Annotated in this window: 21 protein-coding genes; 15 read left to right on the top strand and 6 right to left on the bottom strand. The window is 46.2% G+C overall.

What is annotated here, in order from left to right; genetic code table 11:
- The 4 genes from B5D32_RS04625 to B5D32_RS04610 form a co-directional block, all read right to left on the bottom strand.
- Positions 1 to 302 (bottom strand): hypothetical protein (locus tag B5D32_RS04625; protein ID WP_143402673.1); only part of this gene is annotated, 302 nt, incomplete at its 3' end.
- Positions 299 to 1,093 carry an ATP-binding cassette domain-containing protein gene (locus tag B5D32_RS04620; RefSeq protein WP_078783926.1) on the bottom strand — a complete coding sequence of 265 codons (795 nt, stop codon included), beginning with the start codon at positions 1,091 to 1,093 and terminating at the stop codon, positions 299 to 301. The genes B5D32_RS04620 and B5D32_RS04625, both read right to left, overlap by 4 nt.
- A gap of 101 nt (positions 1,094 to 1,194) precedes the next feature.
- A complete protein-coding gene (locus B5D32_RS14835) occupies positions 1,195 to 2,478 on the bottom strand; it encodes a hypothetical protein (protein WP_143402672.1) in 1,284 nt (427 codons plus the stop codon).
- An 878-nt stretch (positions 2,479 to 3,356) separates the two neighbouring features.
- Complete coding sequence (locus B5D32_RS04610) at positions 3,357 to 3,749, bottom strand: helix-turn-helix domain-containing protein (RefSeq protein ID WP_078783924.1); 393 nt, start codon at positions 3,747 to 3,749, stop codon at positions 3,357 to 3,359.
- Between the two features lie 156 nt (positions 3,750 to 3,905).
- Here B5D32_RS04610 and B5D32_RS04605 point away from each other — a divergent pair, with 156 nt between their 5' ends.
- Both B5D32_RS04605 and B5D32_RS04600 read left to right on the top strand, forming a co-directional pair.
- Positions 3,906 to 4,694, top strand: coding sequence for a LytR/AlgR family response regulator transcription factor (locus B5D32_RS04605; RefSeq protein ID WP_078783923.1), 789 nt, complete (start codon positions 3,906 to 3,908; stop codon positions 4,692 to 4,694).
- Positions 4,691 to 5,998 carry a sensor histidine kinase gene (locus tag B5D32_RS04600; RefSeq protein ID WP_159446981.1) on the top strand — a complete coding sequence of 436 codons (1,308 nt, stop codon included), beginning with the start codon at positions 4,691 to 4,693 and terminating at the stop codon, positions 5,996 to 5,998. Before B5D32_RS04605 ends, B5D32_RS04600 begins: the two co-directional genes overlap by 4 nt.
- 442 nt (positions 5,999 to 6,440) lie before the next feature.
- Here the strand turns inward: B5D32_RS04600 and B5D32_RS04595 are convergent, their stop codons facing one another.
- Positions 6,441 to 8,579, bottom strand: coding sequence for a glycoside hydrolase family 65 protein (locus B5D32_RS04595; protein ID WP_078783921.1), 2,139 nt, complete (start codon positions 8,577 to 8,579; stop codon positions 6,441 to 6,443).
- Between the two features lie 19 nt (positions 8,580 to 8,598).
- Entirely contained in the window at positions 8,599 to 10,386 is a 1,788-nt protein-coding gene (locus tag B5D32_RS04590) for a glycoside hydrolase family 125 protein (protein WP_078783920.1), read from the bottom strand.
- A gap of 225 nt (positions 10,387 to 10,611) precedes the next feature.
- On the opposite strand from B5D32_RS04590, the gene B5D32_RS04585 reads away from it, so the two are divergent.
- The 13 genes from B5D32_RS04585 (at position 10,612) to B5D32_RS04530 (ending at position 24,027) form a co-directional block, all read left to right on the top strand.
- A complete protein-coding gene (locus tag B5D32_RS04585) occupies positions 10,612 to 11,643 on the top strand; it encodes a LacI family DNA-binding transcriptional regulator (RefSeq protein WP_078783919.1) in 1,032 nt (343 codons plus the stop codon).
- A gap of 290 nt (positions 11,644 to 11,933) precedes the next feature.
- Complete coding sequence (locus B5D32_RS04580; RefSeq protein WP_242943398.1) at positions 11,934 to 13,106, top strand: ABC transporter substrate-binding protein; 1,173 nt, start codon at positions 11,934 to 11,936, stop codon at positions 13,104 to 13,106.
- Positions 13,107 to 13,167: 61 nt separating this feature from the next.
- Positions 13,168 to 14,088 carry a carbohydrate ABC transporter permease gene (locus B5D32_RS04575; RefSeq protein ID WP_078783917.1) on the top strand — a complete coding sequence of 307 codons (921 nt, stop codon included), beginning with the start codon at positions 13,168 to 13,170 and terminating at the stop codon, positions 14,086 to 14,088.
- Entirely contained in the window at positions 14,081 to 14,941 is an 861-nt protein-coding gene (locus B5D32_RS04570) for a carbohydrate ABC transporter permease (RefSeq protein WP_078783916.1), read from the top strand. The genes B5D32_RS04575 and B5D32_RS04570 overlap by 8 nt, the downstream gene beginning before the upstream one ends.
- Positions 14,942 to 14,947: 6 nt before the next feature.
- A complete protein-coding gene (locus B5D32_RS04565; protein ID WP_078783915.1) occupies positions 14,948 to 16,927 on the top strand; it encodes a glycoside hydrolase family 31 protein in 1,980 nt (659 codons plus the stop codon).
- A gap of 60 nt (positions 16,928 to 16,987) precedes the next feature.
- Positions 16,988 to 17,629, top strand: coding sequence for a beta-phosphoglucomutase (gene pgmB / locus B5D32_RS04560; protein ID WP_078783914.1), 642 nt, complete (start codon positions 16,988 to 16,990; stop codon positions 17,627 to 17,629).
- A 250-nt stretch (positions 17,630 to 17,879) separates the two neighbouring features.
- The gene (locus B5D32_RS15750; RefSeq protein WP_078783913.1) at positions 17,880 to 18,242 is read left to right on the top strand and encodes an HTH domain-containing protein; all 363 of its coding nucleotides are present in this window, start codon (positions 17,880 to 17,882) and stop codon (positions 18,240 to 18,242) included.
- Between the two features lie 377 nt (positions 18,243 to 18,619).
- Complete coding sequence (locus B5D32_RS15475) at positions 18,620 to 19,174, top strand: hypothetical protein (protein ID WP_242943397.1); 555 nt, start codon at positions 18,620 to 18,622, stop codon at positions 19,172 to 19,174.
- Positions 19,175 to 19,183: 9 nt separating this feature from the next.
- Entirely contained in the window at positions 19,184 to 20,539 is a 1,356-nt protein-coding gene (locus tag B5D32_RS04550) for an ATP-dependent DNA helicase (protein WP_242943396.1), read from the top strand.
- Positions 20,540 to 20,554: 15 nt separating this feature from the next.
- Positions 20,555 to 21,001, top strand: coding sequence for a recombinase family protein (locus B5D32_RS04545; RefSeq protein ID WP_078783912.1), 447 nt, complete (start codon positions 20,555 to 20,557; stop codon positions 20,999 to 21,001).
- Between the two features lie 9 nt (positions 21,002 to 21,010).
- Positions 21,011 to 21,433, top strand: coding sequence for a recombinase family protein (locus B5D32_RS04540; protein ID WP_078783911.1), 423 nt, complete (start codon positions 21,011 to 21,013; stop codon positions 21,431 to 21,433).
- Positions 21,434 to 21,679: 246 nt separating this feature from the next.
- Positions 21,680 to 23,209: a recombinase family protein gene (locus B5D32_RS04535; RefSeq protein ID WP_078783910.1), complete on the top strand. Its 1,530-nt coding sequence runs from the start codon at positions 21,680 to 21,682 to the stop codon at positions 23,207 to 23,209.
- On the top strand, positions 23,206 to 24,027 hold the full coding sequence (locus B5D32_RS04530; RefSeq protein WP_078783909.1) for a recombinase family protein: 822 nt from the start codon (positions 23,206 to 23,208) through the stop codon (positions 24,025 to 24,027). The genes B5D32_RS04535 and B5D32_RS04530 overlap by 4 nt, the downstream gene beginning before the upstream one ends.
- Positions 24,028 to 24,037: the final 10 nt, after the last annotated feature.

Raw genomic sequence — 24,037 nt, 5'->3', positions numbered from 1 at the left:
TTGTCCTGCCGATACTGAGTGAGTCCATAGCCGCCGTAAGCCTGTTCCCGATAATACTGCCCGATTTTCACAAGGCTTTCTATCTCAGTGTATTTGTCGTGAAGGTAGGCTCTCTTTTCTTCCATGGTTTTATCGGAAAGCTCGACACCTACTGCGCGATAAGCTGATGCAGGAGGCTGTTTGGCGGTGGGGCGGGTGCCCATCCACAGCAGCAAGAGATTGGCGGACGCCAGTATCGCCAACAGGACAGGGAACACCCTGCCACCCCAGATTTTGCGGAGTTCAGCAAAAAATAGACTCATTTACCGTCTCCCTCACCAAACACATTCAAGTACACATCTTCCAGACCTTGGCCGGGCGCGTATTTTTCAATCAGCTCCGGCACGGGCGCGGCATCCACAATTTTGCCCGCACGCAGCAGAATGACCTTGGTAGCGACCGTTTCCACGTCCGAAACAACGTGCGTTGCCACAAGAATAATGCGGTCTTTTGCCATATCTGCCAGCAATTCACGCAGGCGAACGCGCTCCTTTGGGTCAAGACCCGCCGTTGGTTCATCCAAAATCAGCAGCTTGGGGTCACCCAACAAGGCGGAGGCTAACAGCAGACGCTGTTTCATGCCGCCGGAATAGGCAGAAAGGCGCTTGTCCAATTCGGCGGTTAAATTTACGGCGGCAGCCACACGGGCTATCTCGGCGGCAACGGTCTTTCGCGGGATTTCTTTCAGCGCGGCCATATAGGCAAGAAAACGGCGGCCGGTATAGCTGTCATACAAACCCTGCTGCTGCGGCATATAGCCAAGAATACGGCGGAAGACAATACCCATTGCAGGCTTGCCGCACCAGCGAACCTCTCCAGAATCAGGAGCCAGGCTACCAGTTATTATATGGATTAGGGTGGATTTTCCTGCACCGTTGGGGCCGAGGAGACCATAGAGGCCTGGCGCAAGAGTGATTGTGATACCAGCTAGAGCGTGCTTTATTAGATGTGAATGTTTGGTATGAGGTGTCCGAATAGATGGCAGTTCGTATGTCTTTTGCAAATCCGTTATCGAAAGATTCACAAATGAACCGGCATTTATATGCTTAGCCATATGAAAGCGCTCCTCAAAATGAAGTTGGCAAGAAATATCATGAAATTAGAATTGTAGTCGTCTCCACTGGTGTAAAAAAAGTATATGGAATCGCCAGCTACTCAATCGAACATGTCCTCAACCATTTCATAACCGGCGTCGTTAGAGTTCACATAGTCTTTTTTTGATATAAAGGCATATTCGTATGCAATATATTCATAATTTTCACTGCCCCCATCTTGAAAGCTTTGCTTGACAGTGTAAGTTTTATAGTCAGTGGCCACATAGAGTTTGTCTCCAACGGTTGCATAAACATAAACAGGGCGATTATTATACGGCGTCCGCAAGGAAATTTCAGTTGCTGTATCATTATCAAAGTCGATATAATAAGCACAAACATCATATTTTCCGTTTACTACAGGGCTTCCTTCGGTTACAAGAAGATTATTATCATACGCATACTGCATTGCCGGGTCGCTATAGCCTTCTTTTATAGGAAATGCAGTGATACGCTTTTCTCCTGAAATCAAATTGGTTCGTGTAACGCATTCGCCTTCTTCGTTTATAGTATATAAAAATCCATTTGATACAAACGAGTCAGCGTGCCCAGAATTGTCTGTATAGAATGGGGCATCAAAATTAAGTTCCTGGGGAGTAGAAAGATAATATTTGATATTACTATTACTATCAATTGTGGCAAAACATAATTTAGATCCCGCGCAACCACATAGGTAGTAGAACTGTTCATCACTGCCTAAGTCAGCAACTTCCTGGGCTTCTTTACTCTCGATGTTTGCGTGCCACAGTTGATAATGCAACGACGAGTCAGAATCTGTTTGTACTACATCAAAATAAATATCGTCATTACTTATGTAAAAATTACCTCTAACATATTGATTTGATGCTAATTCAAATACTGTCTGCCGATTACTTCCGTCCAAATCGATTGAAATCATGGACGGATTGCTACCTTCTAAGGCTTCTGTAAACATGAGCAAAATTTTCTTGCCATTGGTTAAAAGCATTGGCGGGTAAGTGCGGCCTGGTGTTGAAAAGTAGGCAGAGCAACTTTCATTGTCATGTGTGCAGTTAGGTGCTCCACATAGATAGATTCGCTTTTGCTGAATCGGATCTGTGTAAAAAATACTACACGAATTTTCATAGACAATTTGCGCTTCATAAATGCCCGAATCAAGTGACACAAGCGGTCCATTCCCTGCCTTGACAAATGAAGCTGTTGAGATCGGTTCAGAATCATCCATCGACGTAGTGGAGTCAGAAGCCGTAGTAGGCGGAGGGCTTTGGACATCTGAAGAGATAGTATCTTTTGCGGTTGAGCATGATGAGCAGGCGAGTGACAGTAAAAGCATAAATGAACAGATAGCGAAAAAGCGACGATTTGACATTGGAAGCCTCCACGTGAAGAAAATTTCAAATAAGTAAAATAATCCAAATACAAGCACAACCCCATTACAATAATGAGTTTGTGCTTGTATTACTTTTCTATAGAATTGGAATACTTGTTTTATTAAATAGCCTTATAAAGAGCAAATCTCATCAGGAAGTTTTGGATACCCAGTCAGAGTTGCCAGAGCCGCCAAAGTAAACGCGGCTGTAATTTGCTATGGGATAGATAGCTGTAAGCTTTTCACCGGTTCTCCGTAAAGTAATGTTGCTTTTGCTTGTGCTTACCAAGCAAGAGTCATCAACGCCAGAGCTGATATCCCAAATAATAGCGCACGCATCTGCAGTAGAACGGTTGACAGCGTAACTGAGATGTCGTGTGACATACATGAAAAAACCGCTCGCTTCACTGGAAGTACCAATGGTGAAATTTTGGTCATTGTGGGCGGTGTTGGGCTTGTAATCCGTCTCGTACAAGCAAAGAGGACGCTGGTACACACTTTGGAAAGTGCTACTCCTAGTGATGTTTAAGTAGAGATTGTCGCATCCGGCAGGGTGGAATCCGTCAGCAAACGTAGGTGCCGCCATTGCCACCATCATTGCAAGAGCGAGCAGGAACATGGGGATGCGTTTCTACATCGTTGACATTTGATAAGCCTCCAATCTAATGGATTTAATAGGTGTGATGTTCGGACGATATTTCAGCATCTTCGCGCCGATGCTTAATACTGAGTATGAAACGGTCAGAAGTTGTGTGTTATCTTGACATCAAAATAGCACAGTTAATTCACCATTTCTACAAATTCGACATAAAATTAGAGTGCTTTGCTACAAAGTACGAGTATATAAAAAATAGCCCGGCAACAATGCCGAGCTGTTTCTAAGCGATAATGAGATAAATGCTATCAATTAATAAATTAACAAGATTCCCGCCTAAGCGTAGCCGCTGTTCACTGGCCAACTTTTGGGGCGAATTAGAGCCAAATACTTGTAGAATTTCTGCAACGAGAGCTTTCTGCGTGGGATTCAATGTGCGAACCGAGACTAAATCGGCAGTTTCCCCATAAACCAACGTGTCAATAGAAACGCCAAAAACTTCCGCCATTTCAATCAAGCAGTCTGCAGAAGGCAGCTTGGCATTGGTTTCATAGGCGCTGATAGTTGAGGTCTTCTTCCCCAGCTTTTTGCCTAGTGTTTGCTGCGTCCAGCCCTTGCTTTCTCGCAATGCACAAATGTGTTCTCCAATATAATGATGGCGTTCTGTATCTTTCATATCGATATCCTGTTTGTTTTTATATCCAATAGCACAATTTCTCCATGTCAATACAATTTTATACGATTTCACTTGCAAATCGGTGTAGTTGAGAGTTAATATTACACTGCAAGTGTATTTTTGCCGAAAAACTTGACTTTTAGGAGATTTAACCGTATGTTGGATTGCAAAGAAGGCCGTCTGCTTCGACAAGTTAAAAGAGAGGATACTACCATGAAAATAAATATTTTGCTCTGTGATGATGACAAAGACTTTTTGCAACGATTAACAGAAGTCGTTACCAGCCAACCGTTACCTCCGGGAATATCGGCCTGCGTAACAAAAAGTGCGCACTCCTCTGCCATAACGGATCGACAGTTGTCGCAGTATCAGATTATGTTTCTGGATATTGATATGGATGAACGAAGTGGTATGGATATTGCACGGCGAGTACGTGAACTGCATCTGGACACAATAATCATTTTCGTGACGAACTACCCTGAATTTTCTATGGAAGGGTATGAAGTACGGGCGTTTCGCTACCTTTTGAAGCAAGAAATGCAGCAGAAGCTACCACTTTATTTTCGTGACGCTTTGGCTGAAATTCCCCACGATAAAAAAGAACTGCGATTTTCCGTAAACGCTGAACCTTATCGAGTTGCCTATAAGGACATACTTTATCTGGAAAGTCAACAGCGCATTGTGGTTTTGCATACTGAAAATCCTCTGCAAGGCGGAGATCGTTTTTACGGAAAACTTGAGGATTTGGAGAATGAGTTAGAACCAGACGGATTTTTGCGGATCCAGAAGAGCTATCTTGTTAATATGGCACATATAAAAAAGCTAAATTATGATAAAGTCGCTCTAAGCAATGGAGAGGAACTGCCCGTCAGTCAAAAGCGCTACGCACAGATTAAAATTCAGTATTTGGGCTGGAAAAATAAACAATGGGGGTCCGCACTTTGAGCGAATATCTATTGACCTATTTATGGGTAGGCATGGAATGTGTGGCAGCTGTTTTACTGTTTGATGCATTCTCTCAGAGGAAGAAAAAACAAATTGTTCATTGGATTACAGTGACGTGCTTTGCTTTTTTGGATGCTACGTTTCTAAATCTAATGAGTCCTAATATGGCAAGTTTTGGAAGAATAGCAATTGCTTTAGCTGCTTATTATTCCCTTCATAGAATACTTTATGTCGGAAAGCGAATATTCAGCTTATACATAGCGGTGATTATCTATGCGACTGTATGCTGCATAGATAATATTTGGTTCACTTTCTTGATTCTGACGTTAGGTATGCAAAACGGTGCCATTTTTAGTCAAACTTTTATTTCAAGTTTCTTAATGCATTGCTTAATGCTTGCAAGCTGCTATTTACAACTATTTGTACGAAAGCGTAGCCATAATCAAACAGCTGCCTATAGATGGTACACTATTCCAGCAGTGCTTTCCGCTGTAAGCGTCTTAATGATTTTCTTCTTTGGTGATTCCTTTCAGAATGAACAGATATCGGCGCTCCCACTATTTGTTTGCGCCTCCTTTATTACTTGCATGCAAATAGCAGCGCTGCTTTTGGTCAGCTGGATGGAGCAAAATGCGTACTTTCGTGAAGAAGCGCTTAGCTTACAGACAAAATCAATGGCACAGAAAGAGAGCATTGAAGCATTGAGTGCTGCTTATGCACAACAACGGAAACTAACGCACGATTTTCGTGCACATTTGGATACACTGTCTGCTATGTTGGAGCAGCAACCTTTTGACATAAATGCAATTGAATCCTATGTACGCAGCCTTCAATCCGCACAGACCAGCCGTATCCTGCTTGTTAATACACATCATTCAGCATTAGATGCGCTCTTGAATCAAAAGGCGCTTGTCGCACGAAATAGAAGTATCGATGTTCAATTTAGGGTGAATGACCTATCTGCTATGAAAATTGATTTGGTTGACTTAACGGTTATCATCAGCAATACATTGGACAATGCGATTGAGGCGTGTGAGAAACTCCCTGTGCAAGACAGGCAAATCTATATACAAGTTGTTTTGGATGATAATGAACTGTTCTATGCTGTTCGTAATCGCTCCTTGCCGGTAGATGTATCAGCGGATAGACTCCCCGTCACAACCAAAGAAAATCCGTCCTTTCATGGATATGGCCTACAGAATGTGCAAACCACTTTGGCAAAATATCATTCTGTCTATGCTATGGATTACGCAGATGGATGGTTTGAATTTGCAACAGATTTGCCCAATACTCTCATTTCATGACAGGAAACTTTGATTTTATTACAAAAATAGTGGAAAATATAGGACTTCCTGCTTTAATATATGTAGCTATGAAGTAATGGGAGCCTATTAATGGAACGGTTTGCAGAAAAAATTGTTCAAAAATGCATAAAAAGTAAAACATCCTTGTTGTTTCAAGCCCGTCGCATCCCTGAAGTGTGATGGGCTATTTTTATACATCGCATGATTTGCTTTCTGTGAATATACAAGCGGAGCTATACAAATGATATTAAAGTAGAAAAATAATGATAAAACTAAACCTAGGAACGTATAAATTAACGATGATATTTGATTAAGAAAATAAAAAGGTAAAAAGAAATTGCCCTATAAGGCTCGTAATAGCTGACGATTTTGAGCCTTATAGGGCATATTATTTGAATTAATTATATGGAGGGCCTTGAATTATTATTAAACGGAATGCAAGTCAAATTCTCGAAATGGAATAACGTCCTTCAAAGACCATAAGCCGATAGAACTCTCCCCGCCAATAGAAATTCATTCGTAGTGCCTTCCATCCAGACGGTAAGACGGGGGAGAAGACCGGCGTATCTCCATCAAAGGTCGCTCCCAAGAAGCCGAAGAAAATGCTCGACCACGTTTCGCCCAAGCAGGCAAGATGAAGACCTTCTTTTCCGGTGTTGTTCATGATTTCGTGTAGGTCGAGATACAACGCTTTTTTGAAGTATTTTTCGGCAGCTTCCTGCAGGCCGTTTTGTGCAGCAAAAAGTGCATGGCTGGCGAAGCTCAGAGTGGAATCGTGCAAGCAGCACGGCTCGAAATCTTCCCATGCGTTCAGACGCTCTTCGGGAGTGAACTTCTTAGGCAGCCGGGACATCAGAAGCAGCGTATCAGCCTGCTTGATAACTTGATACCTTTGCAGACGGTCAAAGCAAACATGATGATAGCTGGCACCGTCATCGGTTTTGAGCGTTTTAATGTCTACGGGCTCTAGCCGAGTAAAAGTCTCATCCGGCAAATATCGGCCAGTTTGCGGATTGCGACATTCTTTCAGATTGTCTCGCAGAGAATGCCAGGCAAGAACTTCTTCATCGCTGAGGGAAAGCTTCGAATATCGATTGGGATTGGTTTTCTTGAGCTTCAGCGCTGCCTTGATGGCCAAATCAAGATTAAACTTTACCATGCAATTGGTAAAGAGATTGTTGTTGGTAATGCCGCAATATTCATCAGGCCCCTTGCAGAACATGAGGTCAGCAGAGCCATCAGGATGAATGATGCAGCGGCTATACCAGAAGCGGGCAGTTTCGATGTAAACTTCCATAGCTTGCAGGTGAAAATTCTCATCACCGGTGGCATCAAAGTACTGCTGCATAGCGAAAGGAATATCTGCGGTAATGTGCAGCTCACTGGCACCAATGTCCCAGCTTTCGCACTGCTCAGAACCGTCGAAAGATGTCATCCAAGGATACCGGGCACCGGCATTGTTCATCTTTTGGGCGTTCTCTTTCGCCTGCGGAAGGGTTCTTACGCGATATTCCATTAAGTTTTTGGCGGCTTCGGGGTGGGTATACAGGAAAAAGGATAACATAAAGAGATCCGTATCCCAGAAATAGCATCCCTTATACCGTGTGTGCGTCAATCCGCGAGCGCCGATACTTACGCTGCTGTCGCGGGCAGAACAGCTGGTGATAAGCTGGAAAATGTTGTACCGCACAGCGGACTGATCATCAGGAGCTCCATCAATTTCGATATCCGACTCGCTCCATCGAGAGGTCCATGCAAGAGAGGATTTTGCAAACAGTTCATCATAAGTGTCAGAAATTTCGTTGCTCCCAATAAGTGGGTCGATATCTCGACTTGTGGTGATGCGTGTGGTGATTTCCAAAACAAGATTTTGACCGCTTTGTAAAATCCCACGCCACTGCTTTCCAAGGACATCATCAGAGATATAGTCTTCAGAATCTGAAAAAGAAGTATGGAAAGATATCTGTTCTCTTACAATCAAGCCGGTACCTAAAATGGAGAAAGTACAATCGACAGAATCCTTGCACATGTCATGCTGGGTGGGCTCGGCAAGTTTGATGGTTTCGTGATTTTCTTTTACCTGATCATCCGGAACAGGGCAGTTGCAACAAGCAGTATGAATTCCTGCATGTACCGAGATATTGGAGGTGCGTGATGCGGAGAAAGAAAGCCGCTGTACGAGCAGTGAGGGATCGGACATACTGCAGAACACCTGATGCTCAATATTTAGAGTGGTTTCACCGCTTTTGGCTAAAAAAGACTGTGAGCGAACGCCTGTTTTCATATCTAGGGTGCTGGATACAGGAGAGGAAAGTGTAATAGGATGTCCATCACATTCGATATTTCCCCATACGGGGGTAGGTAGGTTCACAAAATCGGTGATGCCGGGTTTGATTTCACCGAAGATACCGGCAACGAACAAACCTGTCTCAAAGGTGCGCTTTTCCTGCCAGAATGGAAGATATCCACGGATGCCCATGCGTCCGTTCCCGGTGAAAAAAGTGCTTTCTTCAAAACTGTCACTTGTGCTATTTGTCGTAAGCTCAATTTGCCAAGGCTTCAAAATTATGTCTTGACGCATAAAAGCATCCTTCTTTCTTTTATAGTAATGCTTCACGGATAGAATGGCAAAGGAATCCTGCGCAGGTAGCGAAAGCCTCGCCGGTGGTGCAGTAACCAGTCACTTCATCAACGCTTTCGCATGCGATGCCATTGTCCATAGAGATTTTTTCCAAAATGGCGCGGCAATGTTCTACGCGCCCGCACAGCAAGCTATTGGCTAAACTTAAGATCCAGGGGTGAGGTGCGTGTGGACACCCGATTTCGTTGATTGGACTGTTAGCAAAGCTGTATTTGTATTCCGGTGAACGAATCATTGCAACGGTATTGCGGTATATCTCATCAGTGGGACTGCAAAAGTCGAAGAAGGGAAGCAGCTGTAGACTTCCCGGCGGCTCGTCGTAAACATCGTGACTGCCGTTCAAATCAATAGACCATCCGAAATAAGGCTTTCCCGCTGAATCCTTTTGGACACAATGCGTCATAATAGCATCTTTGATTTCATCGGCAGTTTTTTCAAGATGTGCATATTGAGGTGCGAGTTGGGCCAAATCTTTAAGTGCTTTCCACACAAGCACATTATCGTATGTAATATAGGGGTAAACGTGCTCATCGTCTGTTGGCTGCAGGAAAGTATCATACAATCTGCAAGATGCGGCTTCATGCTGCCGCAGGCGATTCAAAATGAGGCTTATGCCTTGAGCAATATCGGAATCATTCAAAATGGATTTGTCGTCGGTTTTGTTAATGTAGCGTTCAAGCGCCAGAAGAGGGGCAACGAGTTCGTCCAGCTCAAAGCCCGGCTCCAAAACAGTGCCATCAATGTATCGTGAATGGATGCCAAAATTTCGGCGCTGTCGGCCGAATACATAGGAAAGCATTTCTTTGGCACGTTTGGGATCGGCGTCCAAAATAGCCGGGAAACTCCAAAGCAGACTGTCTCGATCCCAATAAGCGGCACTTACATAGTAGCGGGGGCTTCTGCTGGTAACGAGCACCAACTCTTCGGTGTCAAGTGTAATGCCGGTTGAGAAGAACATACAGAAGAACAGATTCGTATTGTAGAGCTGTGTGAGCTTTGCATCACCATTAAAGGTGACACGACGCTCTTGAAGCCAAGTTCTTGTTTTTGTAAGTTCTACATCGAAAGTTTGCCGAAGCATCTCTTTGGCGCTTGTTGCGGCAGCAACTTCCTCGAAACCGAGACCCCAATAAAATACGACCGAGGCTGTTCCATCGGCAGCAATTGTACAGTGATGGAATAAATCGTAAGTAATACTGCCATCATCGGAACAGGTAAAAGAAGAATCTGTTTGTGCATCGGCCATAGGGGCAAAGGCAAACATCGGGAATCCTGCATGATATTCGAAAATCAAACTGCTGTTCCAGCCACTGCGGAAACAAGTTGCTTTACCACTTAACGGCTTGTCCTCGTTTACACAGTGCCAAGAGGAGGCCCAGCATCCATTTAACCCTATAACAACATCTTTTGCACTTTCAGAAGTGTTATGAACCGTCATCTGAATTGCAAAACCACGTTCATCGATAGGCGGTATATAAAGGGTTTTGAGTTCAAGACTGCCAAGCTGTGCAGTAGACTGGGGCAGCCAATCATCAAGTCGGGTCCATGCAAGGCATGCTGGAGAAATAGCACAGTCTCCATTTAGATGAACATAAGGCTGAATCAAAGGTGCGGATTCGCTCCCGCGAATATCTATAAGCCCTTTTGCGGCCATATATAGGAATGTTATGTCCTCTATCCCGCCCGTTCGTTCGTTGATGCGGGGCAAAGAAACGAAATCATTGCCGGTTGGCAGATACTTGTCCATAGTGAATCCCCTTATAAAGTGAAATGAGCACACAAATAAGATTAAGCGATTAACCTTGTTACTATCATCAATATAACAGGAATGTTCAGCATAGTCAACAATATTTTTCCATAAATAACAGGTTAATTTAATTAACTGTTGACATTTTGCTGCCCACGTGGTATTGTAATGCCAGAGAAAAGAGTTAAACGCTTAAACTAAATCCGTAAGATTGGTGGAGTCGATATGGCAAGACGCGCAACACTAAAAGATGTGGCAGAGCGTGCCCAAGTCAGTACGGCTACGGTGTCTTATGTTTTGAATGACAAGAAATCAATCTCCGAGCAGACCAAGACCCGTGTGTACGATGCGATTCGGGATTTGAATTATGTTCCCGATCTCAGTGCGCGAAGCCTGTCCAGTAGAGATTCAAAGCTGATTGGAATTGTCATTCCACAGACCGAGCCCGGCAGCAAACTGATGCTACAAAATGATTTTTACAGTGAAATCGTTGGCAGCATTGAGTATCACGCAAGACAGCATGGCTATCATGTGATTATTTCAGCCACGGATGTAAATGAAAGCTACTTAACTTTGGCTAAAGAGAGAAACCTTGACGGAATTATTGTTATCGGTATGTACCCGGATGACTTTTACCGTCAAATGAAGAAAACACAAATCCCCATTGTATTGATTGACAGCTACTGTAACGATCATTATTACCATAGCATACGAATTGATGATGCCTATGGAAGTTATCTGGCTACCAATCATGTGATTGGATATGGGCATAAAAAAATTGCTTTTTTCTGCGGTCAAATCAAAGAAAACGGTGTCATAAAGAAAAGACTCTGCGGCTACCAACAGGCACTGGAAGAAGCCGGAATCCCATATGATCCCACGCTTGTTTACGAAGGCAAAGTTGATTACGATAGTGGCATCGAGCTTGCACGTAAACTGTGCAATGAAAATAAGGATGTCACAGCAGTAGTTGCTACCGCAGATATCTTAGCTATTGGAGCTATGAAGGGGTTCTACGAACAGGGAGTTTCGGTTCCCAATGACATTTCTATCGTTGGATTTGACGATTTGGAAATTTCTAAATACCTGACACCAGGGCTGACAACGGTTCGCCAAGAAATTTCTCAAAAAGGTGAAAAAGCAGTTGAACTGCTTTTAGATAACATTCAAGACGCGGATATGACAAAGCGAGAGGTTATTATTCCGGTTAGCCTTTCTCGCCGGGAATCCGTTCGAGATATGAGAGGGGAGGAATAAAAAAGGACTGCACCAACCGTCCAAAGTCTGTGCAGCCCAAATCCAAAGAGCGTCTTATTGCTCTTCTATAATAAGTGTAAGCGAAGAAGAGCAAAAAATCAAGTGTTCCACTACTTATACAAGGAGGAAAAACAATGAAAAAGGCGATTTCTTACATGGCATGCTCGATGGCCGCAATGCTTGCACTCAGTGCCTGCGGTTCGGCAGCCTCGTCTACAAGTACCGTGGCAAGCTCTTCTGATGCAGCTTCTACGGAAAGCACGGCAGCATCGGAGGCTTCTAATGAGCCTGTGACAATCACGTTTGCACAGTACTCCGGGTCCGGAGACAACGAGCAGTATCTGCAGCAGATGGTTGACAACTATATGAAAGAAAACCCCAATGTCGCCATCGACCTGCAGACCTATGGCTATGACGACTACTTTACGCAGATGACGGCGAAGGTTTCCGGTGGCCAGGCTCCCGATGTTTTTGAACTGGATTACCAGAATTTCGTCTCCTACGCAAAGAAGGGCGCATTGATGCCGCTGGATGACATCCTGACCAAAGACGGCATCGACACCTCTATCTACAACGATATGGCCCTGAAAGCGTTCAGTGCTGACGGCGTACAGTATGGCGTTCCTGATAGCTTCTCGAATGTTGTGCTGATTTACAACAAGGATCTGTTTGATCAGGCCGGTATCGACTATCCCACGGATGACTGGAAGTGGGAGGATGCAATGGCTGCGGCGGAGAAAATCCGTGCGCTGGGTGATAATATCTTTGGCTATTATCATCCCATTTCCTTCAACGAGTTCTATAAGACCGTTAAGCAGAACGGCGGCAGCCTTTTCAATGATGACTTTACGGAGTTCACGATGGATACCCCGGAAAACATTGAAACGCTGCAGTACATGGTTGACATGCAGCAGAAAACCAATGTTATGCCCACCGAGGAGCAGATGGCAGGCATGGGTGACTGGGACCTGTTTGAGTCTGGCCGCCTTGGCATGATTGTGACGGGTATTTGGGCATTCCCCGAATATACGAGCAATTGCGACTTTGATTGGGATATCGTTGTTGAACCTGGTCACACTCAGAAGGCTACGCACTTCTTCTCCAACGGTTACGTCGTTTCCAAAGATTCTCAGGTTGCTGATGAAGCCGTTAAGTTCATCACCTACATTTCCTCCAACCGTGAAGCAACGCAGATCCGCTTGGACGCAGGCTGGGAGCTGCCTCCGGTTCAGGACGAGGATATCATCGCTCAGTACAAAGAAAAGACTCCTCCGGCAAATCGCGAAGCGGTCTTTAAGAGCCTTGATTACCTTGTGACTCCTCCTGTTATCACCCAGTATGCAGAGCTGCAGGACATCGTTGGTCAGCATTTGAGCGCTGCGGCCGCCGGCACTGTCACCCCGGAGCAGGCGCTGAAGGATATGCAGGCTGAGTGCGAACAGAAAATCGATTTGACCAAGTAAATAGTTTGACGGGGGCAGGCGGGAGCCTGTCCCCGTATTTTTATCGGAGGGTTTATAGAATATGAAAAATTCCCGATTGGCAAGCTGGAAAACAGCATTACCATTTTTGCTTCCAAGTTTGGCTGGTTTTGTTGTGTTCAGTATCATCCCAATGATTATGCAAATTTTTGTCAGCCTGACCAGTTGGGATGGATTGAGCGAACTGACATTGTTCAGTGATTTTAGCGGATTCATGGATCGATTCTACGTAGGGATCGAGAACTATAAGGAAATTCTCACATCAAAAGAGTTTTATCAGGTGATTGGAAACACGCTGGAATTTGTGATCCTCTACATTCCTTTGATGCTTATTGCCTCCATGATTGTGGCGCTCATTTTGAACAGTCATGTAAAGGGTGTTGGAATTTTCCGCGTTCTTTACTATATCCCGGTTATCACCTCATGGGTTGCGGGCGCATTGATTTGGAAATGGGTTCTTAGTCCTGAGTATGGTGCTATTAACAATATTCTGGCCTTGTTCGGAATTGAGGGGCCCTCGTGGCTTCAAAGCTCAAAGTGGGCAATGCCCGCAATCGTTCTTGCCTCGGTCTGGAAGGATATGGGGTACTTTGGCCTTATGCTGATGTCTGGCCTTCAGGGAATCAATCAGGAATACTACGATGCGGCGGCAATCGACGGTGCCGGCAAAATCAAACAGTTTACAAGAATTACATTGCCATTGCTGACTCCTACGCTTTTCTTTGTCTTGATTATCAGCTTGATTAACTCCTTCCAGCTGTTTACGCAGATTATGATCATGACCCCCGATGGTGGCCCGCTTGGCTCGACAATGGTGATGGTTGAACGCATTTATAAGTGCGGCTTCCGTTACTATGAAATGGGTACGGCTGCCGCATATAGCTGGATTCTGTTTGCGATTTTGCTGCTTCTGACAATGGTTCAGATGAAACTTCAGAACAAGTGGGTGAACTACGATGACTAACGCTAAAACATCTTCTTTGACAGGGCTGAAACAAAGACGAATCATTGGAAAAGTGGCATTTTATGTACTGGGATTGTTGGTGGCCATAATTGTCTGCATCCCGTTTTATTGGATGATTATCACCAGCTTAAAAGGCCGCGGCGCTATTATGAGCATTCCCGTGGAGTGGATTCCAAAAGAACCGACACTTGATGCATACAAAAAACTTTTTGCTATGCCGGAATTTGTGGGCTCTATCTTCAACAGCTTTTACGTGTCTGTTCTTTGCACGGCAGTGCGGCTTCTGTGTGCCGCGATGGCTGCATTTGCACTGACAAAAATTCCGTTCAAGGGACGTAATGCGGTCTTTGGTATTTATGTTACGGCGCTGATGATTCCGTCGCAGATCACTTTTATTCCGCTGTTCATTATTATGACGAATATGCACCTTACCAATAGCTTAAATGCGTTTATGCTGTTGCAGCTGTTTAATGCCTTTGCCATTTTTATGATGCGGCAGAAAATGATGACGATCAACGATGCCTATATCGAAGCAGCCGTTATTGATGGCGCGAGCATGTGGCGCATTTTTTTCAAAATCATACTGCCCATGAGCGGCAGCGCTATGGCAACGCTGGCAATCCTTGCATTTATGGACATGTGGAATGATTACCTACTGCCGTTGGTTTTGCTGAGTGACAGAAGCAAATTTACGCTTCCACTGCTGCTGAGCACGTTGTCCGGCCAGTACAAGAATCAGTACAACCTGACAATGGCAGGCGCACTGATTTCGATTATTCCGATTCTGATCGTTTATATTTTTGCGCAGAAGTATTTCAAAGAAGGCCTTACGGTTGGCGGCGTGAAAGGATAAAAGCATATGATTGAGTGGGAGCCTAATAAGAACGATGCCAATCTGAACATACCAGTAGACGGTCAGGTGGCTTCTATATGCTGGGATGAACAGACAAAGCTGCTCACCATGAGTCTTGCGTATTCAGCAGTTTATGGAATGGGTGAACGGTATAATGGACTCAACCAGAATGACCGCATCGTGAAAATCGAGGTGGAAGAAAAGTTCTGTAATCAAGGGGATAAAAGCTATTGTCCCTCGCCGTTCTTTTTCACGGATACAGGGTTCTCTTTCTGTACATTGTCTGGTGGCACATTGATATTCGATTTCACACAGAAAAGCGTCATAACGGTTCATGCGCCCGGCAATTGTAAGTTTATATTCAACGCAGGAACGCCTGAAAAACTAATTTCTGAGTATATGTCTTTGTCCGGGCCTGCGATTCTTCCGCCTGACTGGGTCTTCGGGCCGTGGATTTCTGCAAACCATTGGAATACGCAAAAGGAAACGGAAAAACAGATTGAACTTCTGAAGAAGTATCAATTCCCGGCTACCGTGCTGGTTCTTGAAGCATGGAGCGATGAAGCAACCTTTTACATTTTTAATGGTGCCAAATATAAGGAAAGGCCGAACGGAGCGCCTTTTGCAGTAGATGACTTTGACTATTCGGAAAGCGCCTATTGGCCGAACCCACAAGAAATGATTGAAAAGCTGCATAAGGCAGGACTTCATCTGGTGCTCTGGCAGGTCCCGGTGTATAAGCAGCAAGGCGATGATGAAATCAGAAATCATCAGAATGATTTGAATCGGGAGGATGCAGTAAAACGCTCCCTGTGTATTCATAACTTGGATGGGACACCCTATAAGATTCCGGAAGGACATTGGTTCCCCGGCTCGATGATCCCTGATTTTACAAATCCTGAAACTTGCAAAACATGGTTCGGGAAAAGACAGTACCTGCTTGACATGGGCGTAGATGGATTCAAAACCGATGGCGGCGAATTTGTTTGCACAGATGAAGTCTCCTTTTATGACGGCAGCACGGGCAAGGAAAGCCGCAACTGCTATCCGCAGCAATACACGAAGGCATATACCAAATTTCTTGGCGATAATCATGTTCTTTTCAGCCGTGCAGGCTACATGGGACAGCACACAACACCGTGCCATTGGGGCGGGGATCAGCAGTCCACAAATGATGAACTGCGGCATGTCCTTTCCGCAGGGCTTAGTGCAGCTTTAAGCGGCATTCTGTTCTGGGGATTTGATCTTGCCGGGTTTGCAGGGCCGCTTCCGACGTTGGATCTCTATCGCCGTGCAACGATGCTGGCGTGTTTTACGCCAATTATGCAATGGCATTCTGAACCCGATGGCGGTCAGTTCAAAGAATTGATGCCTGGCGGCGAGGGAAACAATGAACGCAGCCCGTGGAATATGGCAGCAGTCTATAATTCTCCTAAATTCGTGACAGAGATGCGTTTTTGGCATTGGCTCAGAATGAATTTGCGGCCCTATTTGATGGCCACTGCATTCAGGTGCGCAGCAGAGAAAGTCCCAATGATGCGTCCGCTGGTGTACGAATGGCCGCGGGACAAAGCCGCTCGCCAAGTTGAGGACGAATTCCTTCTGGGGGATGCTATCCTTGTTGCACCGCTGTTGGAAGAAAACCAAACTGCAAGAGAAGTCTATCTGCCGGAGGGCGAATGGTACGCCTTTTTTACGGGAAAATGCTATCATGGCTGCCAGACAATTTCTACGACGGCAGATATGAAATTCCCTGTTTTTATCCGCGGCGGCTATGCAGTTCCTCTGCACGCCGATAGCATGGATTCTCTTGGTAATCCGGTTTCTCAGAATCTTAATTCTAAACTGATTCTGCTTGTCGCTGGAGCGGCAGGCAAAAGTACTTTCACCACAAATAAGTCGGTTCTTACCTGCGAGTGGAAAAACAAAAAGGTCCGCGTGGAAGGAACTGGAGCAGAAACCGTTCAAATTCACCATTTTTGCTGACCGCAAGAGGCTTTAGCACACAGCAAGAGGCTGTTTATTTGCAGTCAAAAGGATTTGCCTATGAACGCTATTATTTTCGATTTAGATGGTGTTCTGTGCCATACAGATGAATATCACTATATGGCATGGAAAGCCATAGCTGATGAATTGCATATTCCTTTTAATAGAGAAGTCAATAACCAGCTGCGAGGCGTTTCGCGGATGGAGAGTCTCAAACTAATCCTGCGCAATTCGCCAGTCTGTTATAGCGAGCAGGAAAAATTTCTGCTTGCGGAAAAGAAAAACAATATTTACAGAGAACTGCTACAAAATATAACTTCAAAGGATTTGGCAGATGGTGCATGGACAGTTCTGGAAAAGCTGCATGCCGTCCATATCCCGATGGCTATTGGATCTTCAAGTAAGAATACACCGCTTATTGTAGAAAAACTTGGAATTGGAAAATTCTTTGATGCTATTGTAGATGGAAATCAAATTTCACATTCAAAACCGGATCCGGAGGTCTTTTTGCTGGCGGCAGAAAAGCTGCACCAAAAGCCAAGTGATTGCCTTGTCGTTGAAGATGCAGAGGCAGGTGTGAAAGCCGCCCTCAATGGGGGCTTTCTGGTGGCTGGAATCGGGCCAGCAAAAGATTGCCCGAACGTCAATTATCCGCTTCTATCCTTAAGTGAACTTCTTGCAGTAGAGGGCCATCCAGCCTGATGGAAAACTAAATAAAAGGTGATGATAAAAGAGCCTGCATTCTGAAGTCCAGTTGGACTTGGATGCAGGCCTCTTTTTGTTATAAGTTATTTTTCCGTTTTGCGTTTCTTTCAAGTGATGAGCTATATGATTTGCAGTATAAGTAGGAAACTATTGATATCTTGAAATACAGAGATTATTGTACGATTCTCTTTTATAAAAAAATAAAAATAAGGGGCAAGGTTTTTGCCCCATAGCGTGATAGTCTAAAATCAGAGCCACACCAATAGGAGGTGAGTCAGCGATAAATGCGTCAGAACGACGCCGCGAGATTATAGAGATACTCTTTTCCAGAACAGAAAAAGTGAAAATCAATGATCTGGTTGTGCGTTTTGGCACCTGCCGCAGAACGATTCGCTACGATGTGGAAATCTTGTCGCTTACATACCAGATAGGAAGCACGCCCGGTCGTCATGGTGGAATATACATTGATTCACCGATTCATTCGCAACCAAGGTATCTTACTCCGGAAGAAGCAGCGGCACTTCTCCACATGCTGTCCTACATACAGGAAGAAGATAAGACATATTTGAAGTCCATCCTCCGTGATTTGGCTCGCATTGACCGTCTTTGAGGCAGCTAATGCCTGTACCTTGACAATCAAATATCCAGCATAACAGGTACTTTTCTTTCCCAGCAAGCCCCAGTGGGCGGTCCGGCAAACCGGAATTGCGGCGGGAAAGACCACAATGATACGCCAGCGGCCTCCCGCGTCAGAGGGGGTGACCGAGCCGGAGTTGTAAGCAGTAAGACTCCGGCGGAGTCAGTGAATGGGTGTGCCAACACCCTGCCTGTTGTGTTCCCGGTGTCAGGGGGGGCGGGCGGCAAATGTGGCACACTTACTTAACTATCTACTTTTGCCGTTTAGGGCAAATCGTGGGCAGCAGGACCCCAAGCGCCTGCTGCCCATCATTTTGCTTTAAACGGGATGGAAAACAGGGGTGTAAACCAATGCAAACCTATCCAACGGGCTATGCGGAATCCCACCGTATGGCCGAGAAAATTTGCCGGGACATTTTGCCCCGGCACGGTATGGCGGTGCGCGAGGAACAAATCGCGCTTTGCCATGAAGTTTTAGATACCTTATATAATAAGGAAATTTCCCTGTGCGAAGCAGGCGTAGGCACCGGCAAAACGCTGGCTTACCTCGTGGGCTGTATCCTTTGGCAGATGAATCGTCCAGAACAAATGAAACTGCCCATTGTTATATCCACTTCCAGCGTTGCCTTGCAGGATGCTATCCTTACAGAGTATCTGCCCGACCTGTCCGCTATTTTGCTGGACGAGGGTATCATCACCGCACCCATCACAGCCGTTGTCCGCAAGGGCAAAGAGCGCTTTGTCTGCGATGCCCGCCTTGCCGAAAGAGCATCGCTGGTGCAGCCAAGCAGAGAACGGGAGACCAACAGCCTGAACATTGCTGCGCACATTTTGGACATGGATCATATTCCGGAGCTTTCCCGGTATGACCGCTGCCGAATCTCTGTGCCGCGGTCCTGCCCGTGAGATTGTTTCATGCGTTTGGATTGCCGCTATCAGCAATATCTGCGAGATTCCATGAAGCCCGATATCCAAATTTGCAACCACAATTACCTGTTGGCCGATGCTGCACACCGCATGGAAAATCAGCCACTTTTGCTTCGAAGTTATCAGGCGTTGGTGGTGGATGAAGCGCACAAGCTGCCCGATGCTGCCCGCCAGATGTACACAGAAAAGCTGTCTGAAGCAGATATGGACGACCTGTGTTTGCAGTTGCAGCAGGCACACTATTTGCATCTGGAACAGCGCTTGCGGTCGACCTTTCTTGCGTTCTCCATTTCTTGCGGGCAAAATCTCAGCAGACTGAGAAGAAAAGACAGCGTATCGTTTACGCTTACGCCGTTTCGCCGCGAAGCGTTGGCCGATTGCATCGCCATTTTGCAGTATGCAGGCGCGATTCTGGGGATGCCGCGCTATCTGCGGCACAGGCTGGGAGAAGCAGAAAGTTTCTTCCGTCTTTTTTTGCTGGAGGTTCCAACACGCATCCTCTACATCGACTACGATGCCGATGGCAAACCTACGTTCTGCGCCGCCAGCAGCCGCGTACCGCAGCTGCTCCGCAGCGCCCTATGGAACACCCGCGAACCTGCGATTTTGACCTCCGGCACCTTGGCGGCGGCCGGTGATTTCAGCCACACCGAACAGCTTTTGGGGCTGACAACCTACCGGCCGCTGCGCCACTTCCGCGCGGATTCTCCGTTTAATTACAAGGAAAAATGTCTGTTATACCTCCCACCACGCATAATGGCGCGGGTAGATAACCGCCGAATGGCCGAAGAAATCGTTCAGCTGGTCGATGCTTGCCACGGCCATGCTCTGGTGCTGTTCACGTCTTACCGCCAAATGGCAGAAGTCCGCGCATTGACGGACGGCCAGTGGCTGTACCCAACCTATCAGGCGTGGCGCAACGGCGGCAAAATTATCCGGCAGTTCAAGCAATCCAGCAACGGTGTGCTGTTCGCAGCCGGTTCCTGCTGGGAGGGCATTGACTTTCCCGGCGATATGGTGTCTCTGCTGATCATCGCCAAACTGCCGTTCCCGATACCCGACCCGGTCAGCGACTATGAGCGCCGGCAGTACCCGAACCTGCGCGACTACATAAACGCCGAAATCATCCCCGAAATGCAGAAAAAACTGCGACAGGGTTTTGGCCGTGCTATCCGTACCGAGCAGGATTCCTGCGTGGTAGCGATTCTGGATGAGCGCGCGGGCATTGGCGGCAGGTATCATGACGCCGCGCTGGCAGCACTGCCGATCTGTCCGACCACCGAGAAAATCGAAGATGTGCAGCAATTCATCCGGGAGCAGAAGCGCCCGGATTACTTTTTGTGAAAAGAGGAACCTGAGATGTACCTTATGCGAAACCACGATGTCTGGATTTATGTGCGCTGCGCCAACAGCGATCCGCGCATTGCCTTTGACCGGCTGTATGACCTTATCGACGAAGCCGCCGGACACGGTTTTCTTGTGCGCGGCACATCTTTTGACCATTGCAGCGGAAACACCTTGAAAGACCGCATCGGTCTGCGCACCATGCTGGACGCAGTAGAGAACGGTCGGGTCGAAGCTGTGATGGTGCGCGATTTGGAGCAAATCAGCCGCAATAGCTACATACTGGTGGGAGTTATTGAAATTCTGCGTCAGAATGATGTCTACCTTATTACCACTGAATGTGACCTGAACGCCGAACTCATCAACAGCGGGCTGGAGCGTTTTGTCGGTGACCGTTTCACGCGGGCATCGTTCGGCAAGCCGCGATTTGATGTCCGCCTCCCGCTGATGGATCAATTCTGAGGTGCACCCATGAAAGAATACAAAATTTGGGCGTTCGCCCGCAGTGCCGCACCGAATCTGCCGGCACTGGAAGAACAGCTTGCAGAAGTCATGCGCGAAGCCGACAGGCGCGGCTACATCATCGTCAACTCCTGCATGGAGCAGAAGTACGGCACCGAATTTTGGAGGCCTGCCCTGTTCGCCATGCTTACCGCTGTGCAGCAGGGGCGCGTCAATGTCGTCATGGTGCAGAGCCTTGACCGTTTGAGTCACGACATTACAACCTTGTACCGCATCCTGCGCTTTCTGCAGAATTACGGTGCAGTGCTGATTACGACCGAGACCAATCTACAATATGAACTCTATCTGACAGGGTTGGAGAGTCGGATCCTGGCTCGCACCGCGCGAAGCGGAAAAAGAGTGCCGTGGGAGGTGGCTGTCGATGCGGATTGACCCGTTTCCCGTAAGACTGGAACAGGAGCTGAAATATGCACTGGCCTATGCCGCGCTGGTATCCGCTGCCGCAAACGGAAGATTGCCTAGGGACATCTGCCAGCGCACGAATGTTGGTTATGCCCGGAAATGCGGCGTTTTGCGCCGAGAAGTTTAGTGGTTCTCGTGAATAGCTTTTGACCTGCCTTTCGGGTATGTTGTATGTGACAAAAAGAATGTCACAGCGTCAAACTCGGAGGGAATAGTATGCTGCAAGTCCAAGTCATCCAGCCGATACAGCAACAGCCGAAGCGTCTGCGTGTGGCAGCCTATGCCCGTGTCAGCACGAAATCCAATGAACAACTTCATTCCATGTCGGTGCAGACAGAATACTATGAAGACCTTATCCAGAAGAACCCGAACTGGGAGTTCGTTGGAGTGTATGCAGATGAAGGTATCTCTGGCACGAGTATCAAGCACAGAGCAGAACTAAACCGCCTTATGGAAGACTGTCGAGCGGGCATGATTGACCGTATTCTGGTGAAATCTGCATCACGCATGGCCAGGAACACGGTAGATCTGCTGACGCTCGTCCGAGAACTGAAAAGCATCGGTGTAACAGTACAATTTGAAAAAGAACAGTTTGATACGGATAGCGCCACAGGGGAAATGATGCTGAGCATGATGTGCGCTATTGCACAGGAAGAATCCTTGTCTATCTCCAAAAACATGAAATGGGGTATCCGTAAAAAGATGCAGGCGGGAACCTATGTGAACTGTGCGACTCCTTTCGGATACAGGCAGCAGGATCACCAGCTGGTACTGGAAAAGGATGAGGCAGCAGTAGTCCGCTTGGTTTTTGAAAAGTACCTGAGCGGGGTGGGAATCGCAGAAATTGCACGTTACTTAAATGAAAACCATCCGAAAGAGGGTGGCTGGTGGTACACTTCCGCTGTGCGATTCATGCTTCATAACGAAGCCTATAAAGGCGATACGTTGCACCAAAAACATTGCACCACGGACACATTGCCGTTCATGGCCTACCACAACGAGGGCCAGTTTCCGAAATACTGTGCCTATAAAAGCCATGTGGCAATCGTTTCGGACGAGGATTTCGACAAAGTGCAGCAACTTCTGAAAACCAAGCAGATGTCCGTGCCCAATGCTGCTCCACGAGTATTCACAAAGAAAATCTACTGTGCCGAGTGCGGCACTGTGTTTGCCCAAGCCAGCAGAGCAAATGGTGCTGTGGCTTGGGGCTGCAGAAAACATTTGAATAAATCCAGCTTATGCCCGGTAAAGTCTGTTTACGAAACAGAACTTTGCCGGGCTTTTTTATATATGTATAACAAGCTGCAAGCAAATCGTGCAAGGATATTCCGGCCGATGGTAGACAGCCTTTTGCAGCTAAAATCACAACAAGAACACCAGAATACCGCACGAGAATCTATTTATGCGGAAATTCAACGTCTTGCAAAACAAAATCATAATTTGGAAAGAATCCATGCACAAGGTTACATCGAAGATACCCAATACATAGAACGAAAAACCCTTATGGAACAGCAGCTTGACGAGAAAAGAGTTCAGCTGTCCAGAACTTCCATCAGCAGGAATGTTGAACAAACTTTGAAAAGCACAAGGCAGATTGAGAAAATATTGGATTCCGGTCCGCCGGTGACATACTTTGATGAGCATACTTTTACCGAGATGGTCAAAAAAGTGTCGGTCAGTAATACGGCGATAGAATTTGAACTCATCAATGGTATGAAACTTTCGGAGGAACGGACGGAAAAATGAAAAAGCGATACCTGCCATTTGGCTACCAAATCACAGACGGAAAAACAACTATAGTTCAAGAAGAAGCCGAAGCAGTGCAATATATTTTTGAGGAATACACAGCAGGGAAGTCCCTTCGAAAAATTGCGGAGGGCATGACAACGAGGAAAACGCCGTACCATGAGGACACTCAAAAATGGAATCAGAACATGGTGAGCCGCGTCCTTGCAAATGAAATTTACTGTGGCAATGAAAAATATCCGCCGATCATTACAGAGACCCAATATCGCGTGGTAGAAAAATTTCGCCAGAGGAAAGCGCAAACATACTCTACGGTTTTACAGCCGTTTCGCCAAGATATGCAATGCGGATGCTGCGGAGAACGCCTATACTGGAGGCCTAAAACCGAACAATGGTTTTGCCGCCAATGTGGAATGTGGACGAAACCCATCCAAGAAAAAGAATTGTCTGATGCTATTACAATAAAATTAGAGTGGACTCAGAGACATTCAGAGGTTATTCGCTCACCAACAACACAGCGCAATGTCCAATCCATAAAAGCCGCCAAACTAGCACGAGAAATTCAAACGGATTTGCTGGAAACAGAGCCTAATGCCGATGCACTAATCGCCAAAATCTTACGCCGGGCGGAACTGGAATATGAATTCTGCTCTGCAGGAGATGCCGACCCGGCAACTATGCAAATACGAAAAGCTTGTGCCGAGTATGATCTGACAGACGGCTTTCCATATACCTTTTATAAGGAGGTCGTCAGCAAGGTTATTCTGTACCGTGACACCCACATTGAAGTCAGACTGCAAAACGGACAAATCGTGTAAAGGGGAAAAG

The sequence above is a fragment of the Gemmiger formicilis genome (assembly GCF_900167555.1).
GTDB lineage: Bacteria > Bacillota > Clostridia > Oscillospirales > Ruminococcaceae > Gemmiger > Gemmiger formicilis.
Note: the sequence above shows the minus strand (reverse complement) of the source record. Positions and strands in the feature narration are given on the sequence as shown.